Here is a 20,994-nt window from a genome sequence, read left to right on the forward strand (position 1 = left end):
GTAATTGCTTGCCTTTTTTTAGTATACTTTTTATCTAAAAAAGTAAATCTTTTTAAAAATCATTGCTTTTTAAAATATTATATGTAATCTAGTAATAGAGTTATATATTTATATATGCGAAAACACAATAAGAAAATTGGGCTACCTCCTGGTTCTGTAGTATTTACAGGGAATAAAAAAGTAGATAATGTACATACGCATTACTTGGCTTATAATGAAACTTATTGTAATGATCAAATAATAGAAAGCCATTCTAAAACAATACTAAAAAAACCTTCTAGTGAAAAAATAGATTGGTATGACATTCGCGGAATGCATGATACGGATTTAATTACACAAGTAGGACAAATATTTGAAATACATCCATTAATACAGGAAGCAATAGTAGATATTCATCAAAGACCAAAGTTTGAAGAGTATGAAAATGGGATTTTTATTACCCTTTCTTCTATTAGCTTTAACAGTACGCTTTTAGAAATAAAAAAAGAACACGTAGCCGTATATTTTAATAGTGGCTTTATGTTAACTGTACAAGAAACAGATAGTGATTTATTTGCGTATGTTAGAAAAAGAATAAATACAGGTAAAGGCAAAATTAGGCAACGAGGAGCAGATTATCTTGCCTATGCTTTAATAGATAGTATAGTAGATAACTATTATATAGTTCTAGATGAAATAGAAGAAGTAATAGAAGATTTAGAAAAAAGGATTATAGAGAACCAACAAGTTCAGGATAAGAATAAAATTCATCAGCTTAAAAAAGAGCTAATGTCTATGCGAAAATCTGTTTCTCCATTAAGAGAGGCTATAAGTAAGTTTTCTAAAACAGACAATGCTTTTATAGAACATTCTAGCCAATTGTATGTTAGAGATTTATATGAGCATACTATTCAAGTAATGGATACCGTAGACGCTACTAGAGAGATATTAAATGGCCTTCATGATTTATTTATTTCAGAGATGAGCCTTAAAATGAACCAAGTAATGCAACTACTAACACTAATTTCTGTAATATTTATTCCGCTTACATTCTTGGCGGGTATTTATGGGATGAATTTTGTAAATATTCCAGAACTTAAGTATGAAAATGGATATTTTGTATTGCTAACTGTAATGGTAGTTATTTTTATAGGGATGCTACTATATTTTAAAAGAAAAAAGTGGCTTTAAAGTATTTTTAATTTCTATCAATATCTATAATTATTCTTTCATCATACATGCTCTTTATTTCATCTATAGAGTACCCGTATATAGCATCTGCATAATTTTTCTCCTTGTCTATTTTATAAATTTTACTGCTTCGGCTTATTTCATAATCATTTAATTGAACAAAAACGGAGTCAGTAGTTACTTTAGCTACTTTCATAGTAGAGTATTGGTCTGTATTTGTTTTGTAATCATAAATATCTCCTACTAAAGGCTTTATTAAATATTCAGCTTCATTTTTCTTATCGTTTTTACTTGCAAAACCGGCAAGAACTATTAGTGCACCAATTATAAACAAGCCAGAAAATTGCCAAATAGGAGCTTTCATTTCTTTTTTTACGGCATTACATTCCTTTTGCATTTGTGCAGGCATTTCTCTTACTCTAAGTGTTTTTTTACAATGTTGACACTCAGAAACCCCAGTCTTTCCCATTGGGAATACTGGTATCCAAAAAACATGGGCGTGGCTACTAAAAACGCTGTAACGAATTTTTCCTTGGGTTTGGCAATTACTGCAAATTGCATTTGTAGATATTTTTGAACCAATGTATGCTGATCTGCTTCCGAATATTATCATGGTGGTTATATATTAATGATTATAGTATTAACGAATAAAAAGTAGTATTAGTGCAATTTTAAAGGTTTGCTATAGAGTCGTTTTCGTCCTTGGTAAAGAAGGTTTTAACAACGTCTCTTAGGTGTTGTTCTTGTAAGGTAGAATTTGCCATTTTATATTCTTGATGTATTAACTTTTTTGCTGGGAAAGATGCACAAGATAATTCTTCTCCTTTTGTATTTGTTACTTTTAAAGTAGCGGTTCCTTCTAAAATATTTTTCCCAGAAATAAATAGCGTATGGTGTTCCTTATGAAGCTTTGCGTTCATACTATTTTCTAGAAGAATATTAGATTTTAAGCTAGAAAATTGTTTGGTAGTTTCGGTAGCTTTTTTATCATTGCTACAAGAAATAAATAATGAGGTAATAGTAATAAATAATATTTGATATTTCATAATTGTAATGTTTTAGAACACTACAAAGATCAAGCTATAAAGCACTGTAAAACACACCTTAAAAGGCTAAAAATGCCTCCCTGTTTTCAGGGTGTTACTATATTTGATTTATAGAGTTATTCGTCTAAAAGCCCCATTTTAATGGCGTTTTTGGTTAGGCCAGCCAAGTTTTTTACATTTAATTTAGATATTAAATTTTTTCTATAACTTTCTATAGTATGTTTACTTAGAAATAAAATATCGGCAATTTCTTGAGTGGTATTTTCTTCCGCAATTAATTTTAAAACTTCTTTTTCTCTTGTTGTAAGTTTAATTTCTTTCGCTTTTTCATTTTTAAACATGGCATCTGTATATGCTCTTTTAATTTCGGGAGAAAAATATTTTTCTCCTTTAATAATAGATTTTATTGCAGTAAGTAATTCTTCTTTTTCTGCATTTTTTGGAACATAACCATCTGCATTATTGCGTATTAATTTATCTATCATTACGCCATCAATATGCATACTAACAATTAGGGTTTTTAGCTTTGGATATTTTTCTTTCACCAATTGGTTAAGAGCAATACCATCCATTTCTGGCATTGTTAAATCTGTTATTAATAAATCTAAATCGTCTACACCGTTAATATCTAAATATTTAGCAACCTGTGCTCCGTTTTTAGCAGTAAGAGTTACCTTAAATTCTGGTGCATCTTTAAGAATACTTAAAAGACCATCAATAAACATTTTATGGTCATCTGCAATTATAAGATTATAGTTCATGATTGTTAGTATTAGGAATTTCTATAGCTATTATGGAGCCTCTTTTTGGTGTAGAATCTATATGTATACTACCCGAAAGCTCTGTTATTCTATTTTTTATATTTTTAAAACCAATTCCTTCTGAAGGTTTTGTTGTGTTAAACCCTTGTCCGTTATCTTCAAAAAGTAAGGATAATTTATCTTCAATATAATTTAAGTGAATATCAACTTTATCTGCTTTTGCATGTTTTAAAGTATTAGTCATTAACTCTTGTATTATTTTAAATAATTCGGATTGAATTTTATCAGGAATTGTATTTATTAATTCTTCTGGGTGCGGGTAAAAGCCTACCTGTATTTTCCCTGTATTAGTTATAGTTTTGGCATATTCTTCAATTAAAGATGTGAATACATTTTGTCTAAACTTTTTAGGAATTAATGTGTGCGATATGTCTCTTACTAACTGATATGTTTCATCTAATTGATTTGTAATAGTGTTTAATTCTTTAGGTTTATTATTTATACTAGAAAGCTGTAGTTTTATACCTGCTAAATTACCCCCAATAGTATCATGTAATTCTTGCGCAATACGTTTGCGTTCCTCATCTTGCCCTTCCATAGTCGCTTTAATGAGATTTAATTCTTGCTCTTGCTTTAGTGTTGTTACTTTTTGTTGGTTTATTTCTTCTTGTTTTTTTGATAGTAGACTTTGGGTTTGTATTTTTTGGTAATACGTATAAAGTAGTGCAGTTACGGGAATTAATATAATTAAGAACCCTATTAAAAAAGCATATTTAATGGTTTTTTGCCTTTCTAACTCTGCCTCTCTTTTAATTTGCCTTTCTTCTAGTTTAGATATCTCTTTTTCTTTTTCTAAAGTTTCGTACTGTATCTCAAGTTCTTTTATTATTTCGCGTTGTTGCTTGGAGTTTATTTTTCTAATTACTCTAAATAACTGTGTAATAGCTGCATAAGCGTTACTATAGTCTTTTTGTTTGGAAAAGATTCTTGCTTGTATTTGTAATAACTCTTTCTGAAACTCTAGGTTTTTACTATCTATCGCATTTATATAAGCTGTAGATAAACCTATAAGAGCAACATCATAATGCTCATTTTTGTAATAATATTTTGCCAGTAATAAAGAACCTTCATAATAGATAGCGTCTAGATTATTAGCCTTAGCTTTATTTCTTGTATTTTCATATGCATTAAAAGCTTTTTCAAAATTGCCTCTTGCTTCTAAAAGTTTGGCTATGTCTAACTTAATAGTTAGTTGCATTTCTAAATCGTTTAATGAATTAGCAATCTCTAATCCTTCTTTATAATAGGATTCTGCTTTATCATAGTCTTTTTTTAATCTAAAGGCTTTTCCTAGTAAAAGAGAATTTCTAATTTCTAACGAAGGAAATTCTGGTGAAAATTCTTTTAAAGATTTGTGAAGTATTTTTATGGCTTTATCTAGTTTTAATTGGTAAATGTAACTTTTAGATAAGCCCAATTTATTTTTGTAATTATATTCTTTAAAATTAGATTCTTCAGATTCTTGTAAGCCTTGAATGTGCCATTTTATAGCGTTATCTATAAGACCGTTCATAAGGCTTCCGGTACCTAAGTAGTAATGTGCTTTAGCGTAGTGTCTTAATTTTATATGCTCTGTTTCATTCCAATTTCCAATTTCTTTTATATATAAGTTTCCATAATGTAAAATGGAATCTGTGTTACTCTTTTTTGTATGATGCTCTATTAATTGTTCTATAACAGAAAAACGTTGTACGCCATATTCTGTACTTTTTAGTAATTCATAAAAAGGTTGTAAAGATTTTTCAGGACCTCTTTTAGACCAAGAAAAATTAACCATTTGGTTTTTATTAGCGGTACTATCTTGGCTACTTAAAGTAATAAAAAACAGGTATATACATATGAAAAGCAGTCTTTTTATATATATACGTTTTCCTATTTTAAGTTTTATATTCCTCATTTTTTATTCTATAGACCTTTTTAAGTTTTATTTTCTAAAACAATAAGGTTTTTGGCAATTACAAAATTGAGATATTATTTATTTAAAAAATAGGCTTTAAGTAGTAAAAAATATATCCCTGTTTTTAGGGATGTATATTTACTATTTATTTTGTAATATATTGCTTATTATTTGTTTGGCGTGTATTCTAGAGTTTTCTATAAACCATTTATGTGTTTCCATACCACCGCAAACTACACCAGCAAGATAGACTCCAGTTATATTAGTTTCCATGGTTTCTGGGTTATATTGCGGTATTTTCTTTTCGTCATTAGATAAGTTTACTCCTAAAAGCTCTAATAACTTAAAGTTGGGTCTGTATCCTGTTAATGCAATTACAAAATCATTTTTTAGATATTGTAGTTTTCCATTAGTATTAATTTCTATATCGTTTTCCGTTATTTTAGTAATATTGGTATTATAATAGGTTTTAATACTGCCTTCTTCAATACGGTTAAGTATATCTGGGCGTACCCAATATTTAACCCTAGAACCAATTTCACTTCCTCTAATAATTAAAGTAACCTCTGCACCACTACGCCAACATTCTAAAGCAGCATCTACAGAAGAATTACTTGCGCCAATAACGGCAACTTTTTGTCTGGAGTAATAATGAGGTTCTTTATAATAGTGTGTTACTTTTGGTAGGTTTTCTCCAGGAATATGTAATAAATTAGGAACGTCATAAAAACCTGTAGCAATTACAATTTTACTAGAAGTATAGCTGTTTTTTGTAGTTTTAATAGAGAAATTTTCTTCTTTTTCTATGTTAAGTACTTCTTCAAATAAATGTATGTTAAGAGAATTACTTGTAACTATTCTTCTATAATATTCTAATGCTTCGTTCCTTTTTGGTTTTACTTCTGTAGATATAAAAGGAATGTTATCAATTTCTAATCTTTCTGATGAAGAAAAAAATTGCATTTTGGTTGGGTAATTAAAAATAGAATTAACTACGGGTCCTTTCTCTAGAATAAGATAGGTAAGCCCTTTTTTTTGGGCTTCTAATCCGCAAGCTATCCCTATAGGTCCACCACCAATTATGATAACATCAAAATGCATTACCCGGCTATATTTTTTAGTTCTTCAATTGTTTGTGTAGGATTTTCGCTTTTAAAAACAAAACTACCAGCAACTAATACATCGGCACCAGCATTTGTAAGAGCAGCAGCATTTTTTGATGTAACTCCACCATCAATCTCTATTAAGGTTTTTGCATTCTTTTTAGTGATTAATTCTTTTAGTGCTTTTACTTTATTGTATGTGTTTTCTATAAAAGATTGCCCGCCAAAACCAGGATTAACACTCATTAAACAAACTACATCAATATCTTGTATAAGATTTTCTAAAAGCGAAACATTTGTATGCGGGTTTAATGCCACTCCGGCTAACATACCTTCTGCTTTAATTGCTTGCAAAGAACGGTGTAAATGTGTGCAAGCTTCGTAGTGTACGGTTAATACAGCGGCACCTAATTCAGCAAAAGTTTTAATATACCTATCTGGATCCACTATCATTAAATGAACATCTAATGGTTTTGTTGCGTGTTTTTGAATAGCTTTTAAAACAGGCATGCCATAAGAGATGTTAGGAACAAAAACACCATCCATAACATCTATATGATGCCAATCTGCATTACTGTTATTAACCATTTCAACATCTTGTTGTAAGTTGCCAAAATCGGCAGCCAATAGGGATGGGGCAATTTTTGTTTTGCTCATTAGAAAATACCTTTGTTAGTTTAATAACAAAAATACGGAAATGTATACTTTTTAGTAGTGTGTTTAAGAATAGTATTTACTGTAAATGCCGTAAACCTTCATAAACTACAATACTAACTGCATTGGCAATATTTAAACTTCGTATATGTTCACTATATAATGGTATCTTGTAAAGGTGCTCTTTGTTGCTTTCTAAAATTTGTTTTGATAACCCTACAGATTCTTTTCCAAAAACAAGAAACATATTTTTTTTAAAAGGAATATTCCAATGTTTTTTTTCTCCATGGCTAGATAAAAAAGCCATTTCTTTATCTTTATGTTGCAAAAAAAAGTCTTCTACGCTTTCGTAAATAATTACATTTAAGTGCTGCCAATAATCTAAACCTGCGCGTTTAACTCTTTTATCACTGAGTTCAAAGCCAAATGGTTTTACAAGGTGTAATGTAGATCCTGTTCCTAAACTTAACCTACCAATATTACCCGTATTGTTTGGTATTTCTGGTTCTATAAGAACAATATTAAATGCCATATTTATTTTTTAAGACTATGAAGGTATAATTTTTCTACTTTCTCTCTAGCCCATGGTGTTTTTCTTAAAAATTTTAGGCTAGATTTTATAGATGGGTTGCTCTTAAAGCAGTTTATATTTATTTGGTTAGCTAATTCTTCCCAACTGTATTTGTTTGTTAGTTCTTCTAGAATGGTTTTGAGTTTAATGCCGTGTAATGGATTGTTAGGTTGGTTTTCCATGTTGTTATTGATGAAAAAATGTTGGCGTTTTTAAATTACTTATAAGATTGTATTTTATTTAGTATTAGTCCGAAATGTTCTTTAATTAGATTTTCTTTCTTTTCTTTTATTGTTAAATCTATATATCCGTCTGTTGCGTAAATTCTTATTTTGGATATTATTTTTTCAGATAATATAGCTAAATCTTCTAGTGATAAAAAGTACTGAATTACTATTCTTTGATTACAATCTATTTTAGATACTTGCTTTAATTCAACTTTGGTTTTGTCTTTTAATAATATGATGGATTTTCCATCTGTATTTGTTGCGCAAATAGTTGATCCAATAGTAATATCAAAATTTAGGTTTGTTAAGTATTCTTTATTTGTTCTTTCGTGCTTTGTAGAAATAAAAAGGCTTTTCATTAACCCTTCGGCTACATCATCAGACATTTTCCATTTTTTTCCAGATGATGCATTTACTTTAATGATTCTATTTTCTGTAAACTCATCAATTTTATCAATAGCTAAATGTTGAGCATTTATATAAGTAATTGAGAAAAGAAGGAAGTAAAATAATATTTTTTTAATCATTTTAAAATACTGACTTTATTTTTTAGTAAAATAAGATGTTTGATGATTGGAAATTAAAATATAAAAGAGATACTTTTAATTATATAAAAATACTAAAATTAAAAAACTCCGGTAATCAGCCGGAGTTTATTCATCAATCAAAAAACGAACAGTCATGATAAACTGTTGTTACGTTTCACAAATTACAATTAATATGCCAAATTTCCAATATGTTAAAATTTTGCAATATAATTTTAATAAGTGTCTTGTTTAACCAAGATACGTTTTTAATATTTTGCTTCTAGATGTATGTTTTAATCTACGAATAGCTTTTTCTTTAATTTGACGAACTCTTTCTCTTGTAAGGTCAAAAGTTTCACCAATTTCTTCTAAGGTCATAGAATGTTGACCTGCTAAGCCAAAATATAAACGGATAACATCTGCTTCTCTTGGAGTTAATGTTTCCAAAGCACGTTCTATTTCCGTACGTAATGACTCATGCAACAATTCTTTATCTGGATTTGGAGATTCTCCACTACGAAGTACATCATAAAGGTTAGAATCTTCTCCATCGATTAATGGAGCATCCATAGATACATGACGACCAGAATTTTTAAGAGACTGCTTTACATCATCAACTGTCATGTCTAATTCTTTTGCAATTTCTTCTGGTGAAGGCTGGCGCTCATGCGCTTGCTCTAAAAATGCAAAAGTTTTATTTATTTTATTTATTGAACCAATTTTGTTCAATGGTAAACGAACAATACGAGATTGTTCTGCTAATGCTTGTAGGATAGATTGACGAATCCACCAAACTGCATAAGAGATAAATTTGAATCCACGAGTTTCATCAAAACGTTGTGCCGCTTTTATCAATCCTAAGTTTCCTTCATTGATTAAGTCTGGCAGAGTAAGGCCTTGGTTTTGGTACTGCTTAGCAACCGATACTACGAATCTTAGATTGGCTTTTGTAAGTTTTTCAAGAGCGATCTGGTCGCCTGCCTTGATGCGTTGTGCCAATTCTACTTCTTCATCTGCAGTAATAAGGTCTACTTTTCCAATTTCTTGTAAGTACTTATCCAAAGATGCGGTTTCCCTATTGGTAACCTGTTTTGTAATCTTAAGCTGTCTCATTTAATAAAATTAAGTTCATTTGCATAGACTGCATATACTTATACGTAAAAAAGCTACGAATGTTACAAAAGCATTAAAAAAAATCCATTTTTTAGTTAAACGGTAAGAAAAAAAGGTTTTTTCTTTGTTTTGCTTCCTATAAATATTAGTCGGTAAAAGTGTATTTAGCTTTCAAAAAAGGAATAATTAGGGAGATTTTATTTTGTAAAGTAAATAACCTTGAAGCATTAAAATATTAATTATAAAGTAAAATTGCTAGCCTTTAATACCTCATAGAGATAAAAAAACTAGCAATTTTATGTTGAAAAAATATTATTTTTTTTCTGGTAATCCTCTTGTTAACCAACCTCTTCTGCTTGCAGTTGCAATAGCATAAGGTGTAATCCAGAATAATCCAAAAGCATATAAAATACTATAAGAATATGCCCAGAAAGATTCTTTAAAGTCATATTTGTTTGCATAGAATATAACAGGAAAAGAGGATAGTATAAGTATACTTAATAAGGTAGAGCTTATATAGAGTAATGGGTGTGATAGTATAAAGAATAACATGAATATTAAAAAAGGGTAACTCATAATTATTTTTAAAGATTGATTTATAAATAATATTCTAGTTCCAATTTTAGTTTCTTCTCTAAAGTTTTTAAATACATATTTAGACATTTGAATGTTTTCACGAACATTACTTCTTCCCCATCTAATAAACATTTTATATAAACCAGTATATTCTTCTGGAACATTAGTATAAGCAACTGCATTTTTTTGAAATAAAACATGAAACCCTTGTTTTAATATCATATTTGTCATTGCTCTATCTTCTCCAATATCTGATGGTTGCCCCATAAAAGTTTGGTTAATCCATTCTGGTAAACAAGCAAAAACCGCAGTACTACGGTAAGCAGCTAAAGCACCAGGGGTACATAATACAGAATTTAAACTACTTTCTGCAGAGCGAACAAATTCAAAACTTAAAACAAAACTTACATCTAACATTTTTGGTAATAATGCTTTTGCTTTATTTAACACTCTAATGTTGCCTGCAACGGCTCCACATTTTTCATTATTTACAAATGGGCTAACTAAATTTCTAAGAGTTTCTGGTTCTACGATAGAATCACTATCTACGGTAACAAAAACTTCTCCAGTTCCAAGGTTAAACCCACGGTATAATGCATGGCGTTTCCCTTTGTTTTCTGGTTGTTGGTATATTTCTAAACGGTCTCCTAAGATGTTTTTGGCTTTTTTCATCCATTCCCATGTATCATCTGCGCTACCATCATCTATAGAGATAATTTGTAATTTTTGGTCTGGAAAATCACTATTATCTAAACTTATTAAAGTGTCATATACTTGTTTACCTTCATTATAAGCAGGTACTATTACCGTACAAGTTGGTAATTCTTCATTAGTTACAGAGGCAACAGGTTTGTATTTAAAATATCTAAATAAAATATATGCAAAATAAACTGCTTTTAGTGCAAATAACACACCAGCTATTGTCATAAATGTTAGCCCTATGATGGAGCTTGATCTTTCTTTATTAAATTGGTCAAAATCACTTTGAAATACATAAACTAGATAAATAGCACCAATCATTAATAAGAATGTACTAGCCAATACTGTAATTCCCCAAGGATCGGTAGTGTTTTTGGATTGTAATGGTAAAGTGTTTTTAGTTTTCATAAATATTTTTATATATTTTGTTCTACTACTTTTACGAAGACTTTGGTCTTTTAGATTTTTTAATTTTTCGTTTTATGAATACTTTATGAATATTCTAACATTTGAGTTTTATAATCTAAAAAGTTGTTAAAAAAGAGAGAATTCAATATTGAATAATTAAGGAGTTTTCTTGATATTTTTTGGGCTAAGAACTAGATGTTTTTTTGTTGAATTTTAAAAAAAAGAAAGCCCAGTTAGTAAACTAACTGAGCTTTTATAATTTAAGAAAATTAAGAATTAATCTTCTTTTTTACTTTCTCTTGGTTTTCTATCGTCTCTACGATTGTCACGTCCACGATTATCGCGTCCACGATTGTCTCTACCTCTGTTGTTATCTCTTGGAGGTCTTTCTACATACCCTTCTGGTTTTGGTAAAAGAGCTTTACGAGAAACTTTTTCTTTACGAGTTCTTGGGTCTACTCCAAAGTACTTAACATCAAAAACATCTCCCATGTTTACAACATCGGTTACGTTTTCTGTACGTTCCCAAGCTAGTTCAGATACGTGTAATAAAACTTCATTTCCTGGAGCATCTGTATATTCTACAACAGCACCAAAATCTAACATTTTAATTACTTTAACTTCGTAAACACTGCCTTTTTCGGGCTTAAATAGTAAAGAATCTATTTTAGCTTCTACAGCAGTAATACCTTCAGAACCAGTTCCTAATATTTCAACAATACCTTCTTCTGTAACAGGGTCTTCATTTATAACAATTGTACATCCTGTTTCTTTTTGTAATTCTTGAATTACTTTTCCACCAGGACCAATTAATGCCCCAATAAAATCATTAGGAATACGTCTTGTAATCATTGTAGGAGCATGCTCCTTAACACCTGAGTTAGGAGAAGAAATAGTATCGGTAATTTTTCCTAAGATATGTAAACGTCCGTCACGAGCTTGTTTTAAAGCATTTACAAGAATTTCATAAGACAGTCCTTTTACTTTAATATCCATTTGGCAAGCTGTAATACCATCTTCTGTACCTGTTACTTTAAAATCCATATCTCCTAAGTGATCTTCATCTCCTAAAATATCAGATAATACAGCATATTTTCCAGAATCTGCATCAGAGATAAGTCCCATTGCAATACCAGAAACAGGTTTCTTTAATTGAACACCAGCATCCATCATTGCCATTGTACCCGCGCATACTGTAGCCATAGAAGAAGAACCGTTGGATTCTAATATCTCAGAAACTACACGTACTGTATAAGGGCAATCTGCAGGTACCATTCCTTTTAATGCTCTTTGTGCTAAGTTACCATGACCTACTTCTCTACGAGAGGTACCTCTAATTGGTCTAGCTTCTCCAGTAGAAAAAGGAGGGAAATTATAGTGTAAATAGAAGGTTTCTTCACCTTCGTACGATGGCATATCTATTTGGTTAGCTTCTCTACTAGTACCTAAAGTTACTGTAGCTAAAGCTTGTGTTTCTCCACGTGTAAATATGGAAGAACCGTGAGTAGATGGTAAATAATCTACCTCACACCAAATTGGTCTAATCTCGTCAGTCTTACGACCATCTAAACGTAAACCTTCGTTTAAGGTTAAATCACGTACGGCAGCTTTTTCAGCTTTGCTATAGTATTTAGAAATTAATCCACCAAAATCTTCTCTTTCTTCTTCAGAAAAAGAAGCGATTATTTCTTCTTTAATTTCACCAAAAGCAGCGCTACGCTCATGTTTAGCAGAACCTGCTTGGGCAACAGCATATACTTTATCGTACGCCATGTCATGAATTTTCTTTGCTAAATCAGCATCTTCTCTTTCTGGCTCGTATTCACGCGTTTCTTTTTTACCAAAAGCTTCGGCTAATTTAAGTTGAGCAGCACATTGTACTTTAATAGCTTCGTGCGCAAACTTAATAGCTTCGGTCATTTCTTCTTCAGAAATTTCATCCATCTCACCTTCCACCATCATTACAGAATCAGCAGATGCTCCGATCATCATATCAATGTCAGACTCTTCTAATTGCGCTCTAGTTGGGTTAATGATGAATTCTCCATTTACACGACCTACTCTAGCTTCAGAGATAGCACATTCAAACGGAAAATCTGATAACTGAATAGCAGCAGAAGCAGCTAAACCTGCCATAGCATCTGGCATAACATCTGGGTCATGAGACATTAACTGAATCATTACCTGAGTTTCAGAATGGTAATCTTTTGGGAATAATGGGCGTAATACACGATCCACTAAACGCATTGTTAATACTTCACCGTCACTAGGTCTAGCTTCTCTTTTGAAGAAACCACCAGGGTAACGGCCAGCAGCAGCAAATTTTTCTCTGTAATCTACCGTTAATGGTAAAAAGTCAACATCTGCTTGTTTGTAGTTGGAAACAACTGTACATAATAACATACATTTTCCAGATTGAACAACAACAGAACCGTGTGCCTGTTTCGCCAATTTTCCGGTTTCGATAGAAATTTCTCTACCGTCCCCAAGGTCTATGACCTCTTTAAATACTTTTGGAATCATAAATTCGATTTTACTCATGTCTATTTTTTACATGAGTGTTAAACAATGGTCTTTTGTCTTGTTAGACAAATTGTGTGTTGTGTTGTTGTGTGGACCAATGAAAAACTATACGTAGCTTTTTGTGTTTGTTCTTCCTAAAATATTTTAGGTTTTACCTCTTGAACAGTAGAGTATATTAAAAAGGGGAAGCAATGCTTCCCCTTTTAAAATTATTTTCTAATACCTAATTCTACAATTAGTTCACGATATTTTACAATATCTTTTTTCTTTAAATAATCTAAAAGACTTCTTCTTTTACCTACTAATTTTACAAGAGAACGCTCTGTGTTAAAATCTTTATGATTTTTTTTAAGGTGTCCTGTTAGGTGGTTTATACGGTGTGTGAACAACGCAATTTGACCTTCAGTAGAACCTGTGTTCTCTGCTTTTCCGCCGTGTTTTGCAAAAATTTCGGCTTTTATTTCTTTTGTTAAATACATTCCAATATTATTTTAAATGATTTTTATGTACAAGATTGATTTTCAATCTGGGCGCAAATATAACTTTTTTTAAATTAAAATTATACTAAGTATAAAAAAAGTGCTACACTAGTATAAACTTGCGTAGCACTTTTACTTGTAAGACTTAATTTATCTAATTAAGTCTTACTTTATTATTCTGAATTAAATCTATATATAGATTTATGTTCTTTTTTAAATCTCTTCTATGTGAAATAAAATCTAAAAAGCCGTGTTCCAGTAAAAATTCTGAGGTTTGAAAACCTTCTGGAAGGTCTTTTCCTGTAAAATCTTTTACAATTCTAGGGCCTGCAAAGCCAATTAATGCACCAGGTTCAGAAATATTAATATCTCCAAGCATTGCATAAGAAGCTGTTGTGCCACCAGTAGTTGGATCTGTACATAAAGAAATGTACGGTATGCCTGCTTCCGCCAATTGTGCTAGTTTAGCAGATGTTTTTGCTAATTGCATTAAAGAAAGAGCGGCTTCCATCATACGAGCACCTCCAGATTTTGATATCATTAAAAATGGTATCTTGTTTTTTATGGAATAATCTATGCCTCTTGCTATTTTTTCTCCTACAACACTACCCATGGAGCCACCAATAAAGCCAAAATCCATACAGCAGATAACAAGTTTTTTGCCAGAAGAAAGACCTACGGCTGTACGCACAGCATCTTTTAATCCTGTTTTCTTTTGAGCGTCTTTTAAACGATCAGAATATTTTTTAGTATCCTCAAATTTAAGTGGGTCTTTTGAACTTAATTTTGCATCAAGCTCTTCAAATATATTTTCATCAAAAAGAATTTCAAAGTACTCTTTGCTACCAATTCTTACATGGTAATCATCTTCTGGACTTACGTAAAAGTTTTTGGCTAACTCATCAGATTCTACAATTTTACCTGTTGGGGACTTATACCACAGTCCTTTAGGAGTGTCTTTCTTTTCTTCTGTAGAGGTCTGTATTCCTTTTTCTGTTCTTTTAAACCAAGCCGTCATATTTTCAAATTAGGTGTTGTTAGATTTACTTTGGGGCTACAATGTATTAACATTGTTTAAATCTTCAAAGGCTTTTTTCAATCTTTCTACAAAAGATTTTTCTCCTTCACGTAACCAAACTCTTGGGTCATAGAATTTTTTATTAGGCTCATCTGCCCCTTTAGGGTTTCCTATTTGTCCTTGTAAGTAATCTTTTTTATCTTGAATATAATCTCTTACCCCTGCTAAGAATGCATATTGTAAATCTGTATCTATATTCATTTTTATTACTCCGTAGCTAATACCTTCACGAATTTCTTCTACAGTTGATCCTGATCCACCATGGAATACAAAATCTATGTGATTATGCTCTACATTGTATTTTTTAGATATATACTCTTGAGAGTTTAAAAGAATTTTTGGAGTTAATTTTACATTTCCAGGCTTATAAACACCGTGAACATTACCAAAAGCGGCAGCAATTGTAAATCTAGGGCTTACTTTAGAAAGTTCCTCATAAGCATAAGCAACTTCTTCTGGTTGTGTATACAATTTAGAATCATCTACATCAGAATTGTCTACACCATCTTCTTCGCCACCTGTAATTCCTAATTCTATTTCTAAAGTCATATCCATTTTGCTCATGCGCTCAAGATATCCTTTACATATTTCTATATTTTCTTCTAAAGGTTCTTCAGAAAGATCTATCATATGAGAACTAAAAAGAGATTTTCCAGTTTCTGCATAATGCTTTTCACTAGCGTCTAAAAGACCATCTATCCATGGTAATAATTTTTTAGCACAGTGATCTGTATGTAAAATAACTGTTGCTCCATAAGCTTCAGCTAATTGGTGAACATGTTTTGCTCCTGCAATAGCTCCTTGTATAGCAGCATTTTGACCTTCATTAGAAAGACCTTTACCTGCATTAAATTGAGCTCCCCCATTGGAGAATTGAATAATTACTGGAGCATTTAAACTTGCAGCAGTTTCTAATACACCATTAATAGTGTCTGATCCAATAACGTTTACAGCTGGTAGAGCAAATCTTTTTTCTTTTGCGTAATTAAAAATTTCTTGAACTTGATCTCCAGTTGCAACTCCTGGTTTTATGTTGTGAGCCATTTTTTATTTGTTAAAAGTTTAAAAAAAAATTGAGTAACAAAAGTATTAAAAATTATTCATAGGTAATTGTCTTTTTGTTTGTAAACAAGGAGTTTAGTGTGTATAAATAGTCTATAACGTTTGCGTTTGTTAAAAAAAAACAAATAAGAGTTTAAAATGGGTAATTAATACCAATTTGAAGTACCGAATTTGCAAAATTATAGTCTCTGAACCATCTTTTTGAGGTTATTTCGGCTGGGTTATAGGTTTTAAACCCTAAATCTACTCTAAAAATAAAATAAGTAGCGTCATACCGTACTCCAAAACCAGTTCCTAAAGCAATATCTTTTAAAGATTCTATACCATTAAAGGTAGCATTGGGGTCTTCTACATTATCAAAAACGTTCCAAATGTTTCCAGCATCAGCAAAAATAGCGCCATTAAAATTTCCTAAAACAGGAAATCTGTATTCAAGATTTAAAGCAATTTTAAAGTTAGCCTCGTTAAAATCATTAATTGCATCTGTTTTTCCTGGCCCCAGAGAGTATGGAAACCAAGCTCTATTGTCATTAGAACCACCAGCAAAATAACTGCGAACAAAAGGGATGTTTTCTGAGTTTCCGTAAGGTATCGCAATTCCTGTAAAACTCCTAAAAGCTAATACGTTAGATTGGTTTAGATCCCAATACTTAATATAATCTAATTCGGTTTTAATATATTGAGAGTAGGGTACATTAAAAACAAGAAGCTGTTTATCATCATTTTCTTTAAATGGGGTAAGATAGGATAGTCCAGACAAAAAATTACCTGCACTTTCTAGTTTAAACCTAAATTGATAATAATTATTATCCGTGATTCCTTTTTTATTGTTTTTTGAGTAGGTGTAGTTACTAGCAAAAATTAAATTGTTTTCAGTTAACCTTTCTTGTCTTTCTTTAATGCTTCTAACATTGTCTTTATCTTCGGTAGTAGTGGCAATTTCGTTATTTAGAACAGCATTCATGAAGCCATTTGTACCTTCAGGGATTGTTAGAGCAGTATTAGTACTCCCATCTTCAGTTCTAAAAAAATTACTTAGTTCGGGTAGTGTTTCGTAATTATCAGCTATTTTATCAAGATTGTTATAGGAGCTTTGGTAAACCTCAAAAAAGCGATTTGTATTCTTATTGTTTACATATTGTATGTTTAGAAGTTCCACAGTATTTTGTTTAAAATCTGACGGAGTCCAATTGTAACCGAGAATGGTATTAAATGTTTGTTTATCTAAACCTATATTTTTTTGAAAGCTTGTTCCTATTGTTGCTCTTGTTTGTGGTAAAAAGTAATTAGGAATTATTTTATCCGTATTAATAAACGGAAGCCAAATTCTAGGAAAATTAAGATTAATATCACCGCCTATTTCAGAGAAAAAATTATCTAAAAGTGTAGAGTTACTTAATAATCCAAAGGTTCCTTTAGCAGATAGGCTAAGTGTTTCTGCCCCGTTAAAGATATTACGCATTAGTAAGGAGCTTCCAAAACCAACACCTAATCTTCTTATATTAGATCTTGTTATTTCTAAATTTGTTTCTAAAGCGTACTTAGACCTGCTAGCTAAGTATACATTGGCATCTAGGGTGTTATTTTCTTGGTCAAAATTTATACTTGGGTACTTAAAAACATTTAAACTAGTAATTTGTCTGTAAGTTCTTATTTTATCTATGTCTCTATAAATACTATCTTTTTTAAAAAAAATAGCATTAACAAGTGTTTTGGGTTTGTATCTTAATTTGTCTTTATAATAGATGGTATAATTGTTATACTCTATAGATTGTTGATTGTTTTCTTCACCATCATATAAATAATCGGTATAAATATTGACTTTGTTAAATTTTGAAATTTTATAATTAGATGTAGTTATGGCACTGTCTCCTCTTACTTTAAGACCAGCAATAACTAATTCTACATTCATTAATTGGTCATTAGCAATTTTAGTAGTATCGGTGGCTATATCATAACTAATAGAACTTTCTTGAAAATTGTAAATACCATTATTTCTAAAAATATAGGTTAGTCTTTCTCTTTCGTTATTAAAGTTATTTAAATCAAACTGTTGGCCAGATTTGACAAAAGAATTTGATTTATGAGCTAAGTAAATAGAATCTATTACCGTAGAAGTAATTTTTTTGGAAACAGAGTCTAATTTAAAAGGCTTTCCTAAAGCTACTTTATAATTAATAGCGGCTCTTTTTTTTCTTTTACTAGAATCTATTTCAAAAGTAGTGTTGTTGTTAAAATAGCCTTTGGTATCGTAGTAAGCGCTTAGTCTTTCTAATGTTTTAGTTGTTTTAGAAGAGTCAATTATAGAAGGTGCTTCTCCAATGTTTTTTAACCAAACACTCATTCCTTTTACTATAAAAGATTCTCCAAGTCTATTAACTTGTTTTTGGGATAATAGATTAACCAGTCTTTGTTCTCTTTTTTCTTTTTTATATAACCAATTTTGAAAAGAGGAATCTGGATTTTTTTTAGCCAGATTGTATAGGTTTAGACGTAGAGGGTAGCCCAATATGGTGCTGTTCTTTTTTTGAACAATAAGACTTTCTACATCTTCATCGTTTATTTTTTGATTATTCGTATAAACATTGTTTTTTGTAAGCAGCAAATCATTGTCTCCAACTCTTTTTAATGCATTGCAGGAAGTAATTGCTATAGCAAAAAATAATAAGCTTATTTTAGCAATGTTTTTTTTAAAGCGCCACAAAATCCTCATAGAAATCAAAAATACATTATTTGTATGGTTGTTAAAAGCCAAATAAAACTTATAAGAAGTCTACAGCAAAAAAAATGCCGAATTGAGCATAAAATGTTCGTTGTAGAAGGAAAAAAAACGGTGAACGAGTTATTGGCTTCTAAAATAAGGACTTATAAAGTGTTTAGTACCGATGAAAATTATAAAAAAGAAATTGGGGGAATTTGCGACCTAATAAGTGTTAAAGAGTTAAGTCAAATTAGCTCTTTAAAAAACCCTAGTTCTGTTTTAGGAGTTTTTTATATTCCAGAGCCTTCAAAAATTGATAAGGAAGATTGGGTAGTTGTTTTAGATGATGTTCGCGACCCAGGAAATTTGGGTACAATAATTAGATTATGCGATTGGTTTGGGATAAAAAACTTAATTTGTTCTGCAACTACGGTAGATTGTTATAACCCTAAAGTTTTGCAAGCTACAATGGGGTCTATTACAAGAGTGAATATTACCTATATGGATATTTCTTCCTTTTTAAGAGAGTGTAATATACCTGTTTATGGAACTTTTATGAATGGAGAGGTGGTTTATACACAAACTTTGCCTAAGAAAGGTGTTTTGGTAATGGGTAATGAAGCCAACGGCATTTCTAAAAATATAGAAAATAGTTGTACTAATAAAATTGCAATTCCGCAGTTTGGTACATCTACCACCGAAAGTTTAAATGTAGCAACTGCAACCTCAATTTTATTAAATGAAATACGAAGAAGTAGTTTTTAAAAGAAACTATTCAAAAGTAAAGTTTATAAAAAGCCCTCTAGTTTGCATCATGTCAATATTCCCAGTCCAAGGACTATTAGGGTCTACATCTTTAACTAGTTCATCTGTTAATGCAAAAACACCGCGTATAGATGGGGAGAATTTAAAATATTCTAAATAAAAATCTATACCAAAACCAATTTCATAGTTGTATACCGATTTTTTCATTCTAAAGGTGCCGGCAGAGTTATCATCTAAACTAGTTTCGTTACTTCCTAAATTCATGGAAGTAGAAACACCACCAACCAAATAAGGTTTCCAGTTTCCAAGTCTTTTGGTACTGGCTTTTAGTAACAATGGAAAATTAATATAGGTAGATTTTACTTCTCTTATAGCATCTCTTTTTTCAGTAAAACCGGTAAATCCAAGATTTCTAGAGGTGTATGATAGCCCAGGCTCAAATCTAAGGTCTAAATGGTTGTTTAGGCGTAGTTCCCCAATTAATCCAACATTAAAGCCTATGCTTTTTTCTACTAGAATATCTGGAGCATTATTTATATAGCTAAATTTAAAATCATATTGATTAAAACCTAAATAATACCCCCAATTTAATAATGGTTCGTCTTCTGTTTCTAAATTAAGAACAGGTTTCTCATTAAATTGAGCTGATAAATTATTAGAAATAAAAAACAATCCCAATAACAAAGAAAAGAGCAACGTCTTTCTTATGCTGTTTAATGAGAATTTATTTTTTAATGTAGTATAAAATACTTTTATTGCCATAATTTCACTGCCCTTTATTGGCTATTTGGTAGCAACATATATTGTTGCAACACCAAAAGTTTGAGGTTTATTAACTACATCTATAAACCCAATTTTGCGTAAAATATTGTTGAAGTTTTCTCCATGAGGAAAAACAGAGGCAGATTCACTTAAATAAGCGTAAGCAGAACGGTCTTTAGAAAAGATTCTTCCAATAAGCGGTAATATTCTTTTTGTGTAAAAACTGTAGCCTTGTTTGTATGGTGTTTTTGTAGGAACTGAAGTCTCTAAAACAACAAAAGAACCATTTGGTTTTAATACTCTAAAAATTTCGGCTAATCCTTTTTCTAGAGTTTCAAAATTACGAACACCAAAAGCAACAGTAACAGCATCAAAAGAGTTGTCCTTAAATGGTAAATTTTCGCTGTCACCTACCACCATTTCTATGGTGTTTGCTAGTTTTTTATCTTTAATTTTGTCTTTTCCAACTTCTAACATTCCAGGGGAAATATCTAATCCAACTATTTTAGAAGCGCCAGTCTTTACCATATTTATTGCTAAATCACCGGTTCCAGTTGCAATATCTAAAATAGAATTTGGTTTGTTTTTGGTTAAAATAGCAACAACTCTATTTCTCCATTTAATATCAATTCCAAAAGAAATTACACGGTTTAAGCCATCGTAGTTTTTAGAGATGTTGTTAAACATTTGCGTAACCTGTTCTTTTTTTCCTAGGTCAGAGTCTTTGTATGGTGTAACCCTTTTGGTCATTTTTTCAATTTTTGGCAAATATACAATTTAGGAATAAGCAAGTACATCTTTATTTATACAAT

20 protein-coding genes are annotated in these 20,994 nt (G+C 30.8%); 2 read left to right on the plus strand and 18 right to left on the minus strand.

Annotated features, from left to right (window positions below; genetic code table 11):
• The first annotated feature begins 114 nt into the window (after positions 1-114).
• Positions 115-1,170, plus strand: a complete 1,056-nt coding sequence (corA, locus tag Q0945_RS11350) for a magnesium/cobalt transporter CorA (RefSeq protein WP_299434599.1) — start codon at positions 115-117, stop codon at positions 1,168-1,170.
• Positions 1,171-1,177: 7 nt separating this feature from the next.
• Here corA and Q0945_RS11355 read toward each other — a convergent pair whose 3' ends face one another.
• The 16 genes from Q0945_RS11355 to Q0945_RS11430 form a co-directional block, all read right to left on the minus strand.
• The gene (locus Q0945_RS11355) at positions 1,178-1,783 is read right to left on the minus strand and encodes a hypothetical protein (RefSeq protein WP_299434601.1); all 606 of its coding nucleotides are present in this window, start codon (positions 1,781-1,783) and stop codon (positions 1,178-1,180) included.
• A 58-nt stretch (positions 1,784-1,841) separates the two neighbouring features.
• Positions 1,842-2,216 (minus strand): hypothetical protein, encoded by a 375-nt coding sequence (locus Q0945_RS11360; RefSeq protein ID WP_299434603.1) that lies wholly within the window; start codon positions 2,214-2,216, stop codon positions 1,842-1,844.
• Positions 2,217-2,332: 116 nt separating this feature from the next.
• Positions 2,333-2,977 (minus strand): response regulator transcription factor, encoded by a 645-nt coding sequence (locus Q0945_RS11365; RefSeq protein ID WP_299434605.1) that lies wholly within the window; start codon positions 2,975-2,977, stop codon positions 2,333-2,335.
• The gene (locus Q0945_RS11370; protein WP_299434607.1) at positions 2,967-4,934 is read right to left on the minus strand and encodes an ATP-binding protein; all 1,968 of its coding nucleotides are present in this window, start codon (positions 4,932-4,934) and stop codon (positions 2,967-2,969) included. The genes Q0945_RS11365 and Q0945_RS11370 overlap by 11 nt, the downstream gene beginning before the upstream one ends.
• 141 nt (positions 4,935-5,075) lie before the next feature.
• Entirely contained in the window at positions 5,076-6,035 is a 960-nt protein-coding gene (locus Q0945_RS11375; protein WP_299434609.1) for a YpdA family putative bacillithiol disulfide reductase, read from the minus strand.
• On the minus strand, positions 6,035-6,694 hold the full coding sequence (gene rpe, locus Q0945_RS11380; protein WP_299434611.1) for a ribulose-phosphate 3-epimerase: 660 nt from the start codon (positions 6,692-6,694) through the stop codon (positions 6,035-6,037). Before rpe ends, Q0945_RS11375 begins: the two co-directional genes overlap by 1 nt.
• Positions 6,695-6,770: 76 nt before the next feature.
• Entirely contained in the window at positions 6,771-7,223 is a 453-nt protein-coding gene (locus Q0945_RS11385) for a tRNA (cytidine(34)-2'-O)-methyltransferase (protein ID WP_299434613.1), read from the minus strand.
• Positions 7,224-7,225: 2 nt separating this feature from the next.
• Positions 7,226-7,444, minus strand: a complete 219-nt coding sequence (locus Q0945_RS11390; protein WP_299434615.1) for a VF530 family protein — start codon at positions 7,442-7,444, stop codon at positions 7,226-7,228.
• Between the two features lie 35 nt (positions 7,445-7,479).
• Positions 7,480-8,016 carry a hypothetical protein gene (locus tag Q0945_RS11395; protein WP_299434617.1) on the minus strand — a complete coding sequence of 179 codons (537 nt, stop codon included), beginning with the start codon at positions 8,014-8,016 and terminating at the stop codon, positions 7,480-7,482.
• A 249-nt stretch (positions 8,017-8,265) separates the two neighbouring features.
• Complete coding sequence (locus Q0945_RS11400; protein ID WP_026811703.1) at positions 8,266-9,129, minus strand: sigma-70 family RNA polymerase sigma factor; 864 nt, start codon at positions 9,127-9,129, stop codon at positions 8,266-8,268.
• Between the two features lie 312 nt (positions 9,130-9,441).
• Positions 9,442-10,812, minus strand: a complete 1,371-nt coding sequence (locus tag Q0945_RS11405) for a glycosyltransferase family 2 protein (RefSeq protein WP_299434619.1) — start codon at positions 10,810-10,812, stop codon at positions 9,442-9,444.
• A gap of 276 nt (positions 10,813-11,088) precedes the next feature.
• Entirely contained in the window at positions 11,089-13,335 is a 2,247-nt protein-coding gene (locus Q0945_RS11410; protein WP_299434699.1) for a polyribonucleotide nucleotidyltransferase, read from the minus strand.
• 209 nt (positions 13,336-13,544) lie between these two features.
• Entirely contained in the window at positions 13,545-13,814 is a 270-nt protein-coding gene (rpsO, locus tag Q0945_RS11415; RefSeq protein ID WP_298488683.1) for a 30S ribosomal protein S15, read from the minus strand.
• A gap of 154 nt (positions 13,815-13,968) precedes the next feature.
• Complete coding sequence (gene accD / locus Q0945_RS11420; RefSeq protein WP_299434634.1) at positions 13,969-14,832, minus strand: acetyl-CoA carboxylase, carboxyltransferase subunit beta; 864 nt, start codon at positions 14,830-14,832, stop codon at positions 13,969-13,971.
• A 36-nt stretch (positions 14,833-14,868) separates the two neighbouring features.
• Entirely contained in the window at positions 14,869-15,936 is a 1,068-nt protein-coding gene (gene fbaA, locus Q0945_RS11425; protein WP_299434636.1) for a class II fructose-bisphosphate aldolase, read from the minus strand.
• 151 nt (positions 15,937-16,087) lie between these two features.
• Positions 16,088-18,667 carry a BamA/TamA family outer membrane protein gene (locus tag Q0945_RS11430; RefSeq protein ID WP_299434638.1) on the minus strand — a complete coding sequence of 860 codons (2,580 nt, stop codon included), beginning with the start codon at positions 18,665-18,667 and terminating at the stop codon, positions 16,088-16,090.
• A gap of 93 nt (positions 18,668-18,760) precedes the next feature.
• On the opposite strand from Q0945_RS11430, the gene Q0945_RS11435 reads away from it, so the two are divergent.
• On the plus strand, positions 18,761-19,420 hold the full coding sequence (locus tag Q0945_RS11435; protein WP_366136289.1) for an RNA methyltransferase: 660 nt from the start codon (positions 18,761-18,763) through the stop codon (positions 19,418-19,420).
• A 6-nt stretch (positions 19,421-19,426) separates the two neighbouring features.
• Here the strand turns inward: Q0945_RS11435 and Q0945_RS11440 are convergent, their stop codons facing one another.
• Together Q0945_RS11440 and ubiE are read right to left on the minus strand one after the other, a co-directional pair.
• Complete coding sequence (locus Q0945_RS11440; RefSeq protein ID WP_299434642.1) at positions 19,427-20,182, minus strand: porin family protein; 756 nt, start codon at positions 20,180-20,182, stop codon at positions 19,427-19,429.
• Positions 20,183-20,203: 21 nt separating this feature from the next.
• Entirely contained in the window at positions 20,204-20,932 is a 729-nt protein-coding gene (gene ubiE, locus Q0945_RS11445; RefSeq protein ID WP_298488673.1) for a bifunctional demethylmenaquinone methyltransferase/2-methoxy-6-polyprenyl-1,4-benzoquinol methylase UbiE, read from the minus strand.
• Between the last annotated feature and the right edge of the window lie 62 nt (positions 20,933-20,994).

This window comes from uncultured Maribacter sp., assembly GCF_947500405.1.
Classification (GTDB): Bacteria; Bacteroidota; Bacteroidia; order Flavobacteriales; family Flavobacteriaceae; genus Maribacter_B.

Bases quoted from the DNA above. Each gene is read 5' to 3' on its own strand.
- corA (WP_299434599.1), top strand. From the start codon at position 115: ATGCGAAAACACAATAAGAAAATTGGGCTACCTCCTGGTTCTGTAGTA.
- Q0945_RS11355 (WP_299434601.1), bottom strand. From the start codon at position 1,783: ATGATAATATTCGGAAGCAGATCAGCATACATTGGTTCAAAAATATCT.
- Q0945_RS11360 (WP_299434603.1), bottom strand. From the start codon at position 2,216: ATGAAATATCAAATATTATTTATTACTATTACCTCATTATTTATTTCT.
- Q0945_RS11365 (WP_299434605.1), bottom strand. From the start codon at position 2,977: ATGAACTATAATCTTATAATTGCAGATGACCATAAAATGTTTATTGAT.
- Q0945_RS11370 (WP_299434607.1), bottom strand. From the start codon at position 4,934: ATGAGGAATATAAAACTTAAAATAGGAAAACGTATATATATAAAAAGA.
- Q0945_RS11375 (WP_299434609.1), bottom strand. From the start codon at position 6,035: ATGCATTTTGATGTTATCATAATTGGTGGTGGACCTATAGGGATAGCT.
- rpe (WP_299434611.1), bottom strand. From the start codon at position 6,694: ATGAGCAAAACAAAAATTGCCCCATCCCTATTGGCTGCCGATTTTGGC.
- Q0945_RS11385 (WP_299434613.1), bottom strand. From the start codon at position 7,223: ATGGCATTTAATATTGTTCTTATAGAACCAGAAATACCAAACAATACG.
- Q0945_RS11390 (WP_299434615.1), bottom strand. From the start codon at position 7,444: ATGGAAAACCAACCTAACAATCCATTACACGGCATTAAACTCAAAACC.
- Q0945_RS11395 (WP_299434617.1), bottom strand. From the start codon at position 8,016: ATGATTAAAAAAATATTATTTTACTTCCTTCTTTTCTCAATTACTTAT.
- Q0945_RS11400 (WP_026811703.1), bottom strand. From the start codon at position 9,129: ATGAGACAGCTTAAGATTACAAAACAGGTTACCAATAGGGAAACCGCA.
- Q0945_RS11405 (WP_299434619.1), bottom strand. From the start codon at position 10,812: ATGAAAACTAAAAACACTTTACCATTACAATCCAAAAACACTACCGAT.
- Q0945_RS11410 (WP_299434699.1), bottom strand. From the start codon at position 13,335: ATGATTCCAAAAGTATTTAAAGAGGTCATAGACCTTGGGGACGGTAGA.
- rpsO (WP_298488683.1), bottom strand. From the start codon at position 13,814: ATGTATTTAACAAAAGAAATAAAAGCCGAAATTTTTGCAAAACACGGC.
- accD (WP_299434634.1), bottom strand. From the start codon at position 14,832: ATGACGGCTTGGTTTAAAAGAACAGAAAAAGGAATACAGACCTCTACA.
- fbaA (WP_299434636.1), bottom strand. From the start codon at position 15,936: ATGGCTCACAACATAAAACCAGGAGTTGCAACTGGAGATCAAGTTCAA.
- Q0945_RS11430 (WP_299434638.1), bottom strand. From the start codon at position 18,667: ATGAGGATTTTGTGGCGCTTTAAAAAAAACATTGCTAAAATAAGCTTA.
- Q0945_RS11435 (WP_366136289.1), top strand. From the start codon at position 18,761: ATGTTCGTTGTAGAAGGAAAAAAAACGGTGAACGAGTTATTGGCTTCT.
- Q0945_RS11440 (WP_299434642.1), bottom strand. From the start codon at position 20,182: ATGGCAATAAAAGTATTTTATACTACATTAAAAAATAAATTCTCATTA.
- ubiE (WP_298488673.1), bottom strand. From the start codon at position 20,932: ATGACCAAAAGGGTTACACCATACAAAGACTCTGACCTAGGAAAAAAA.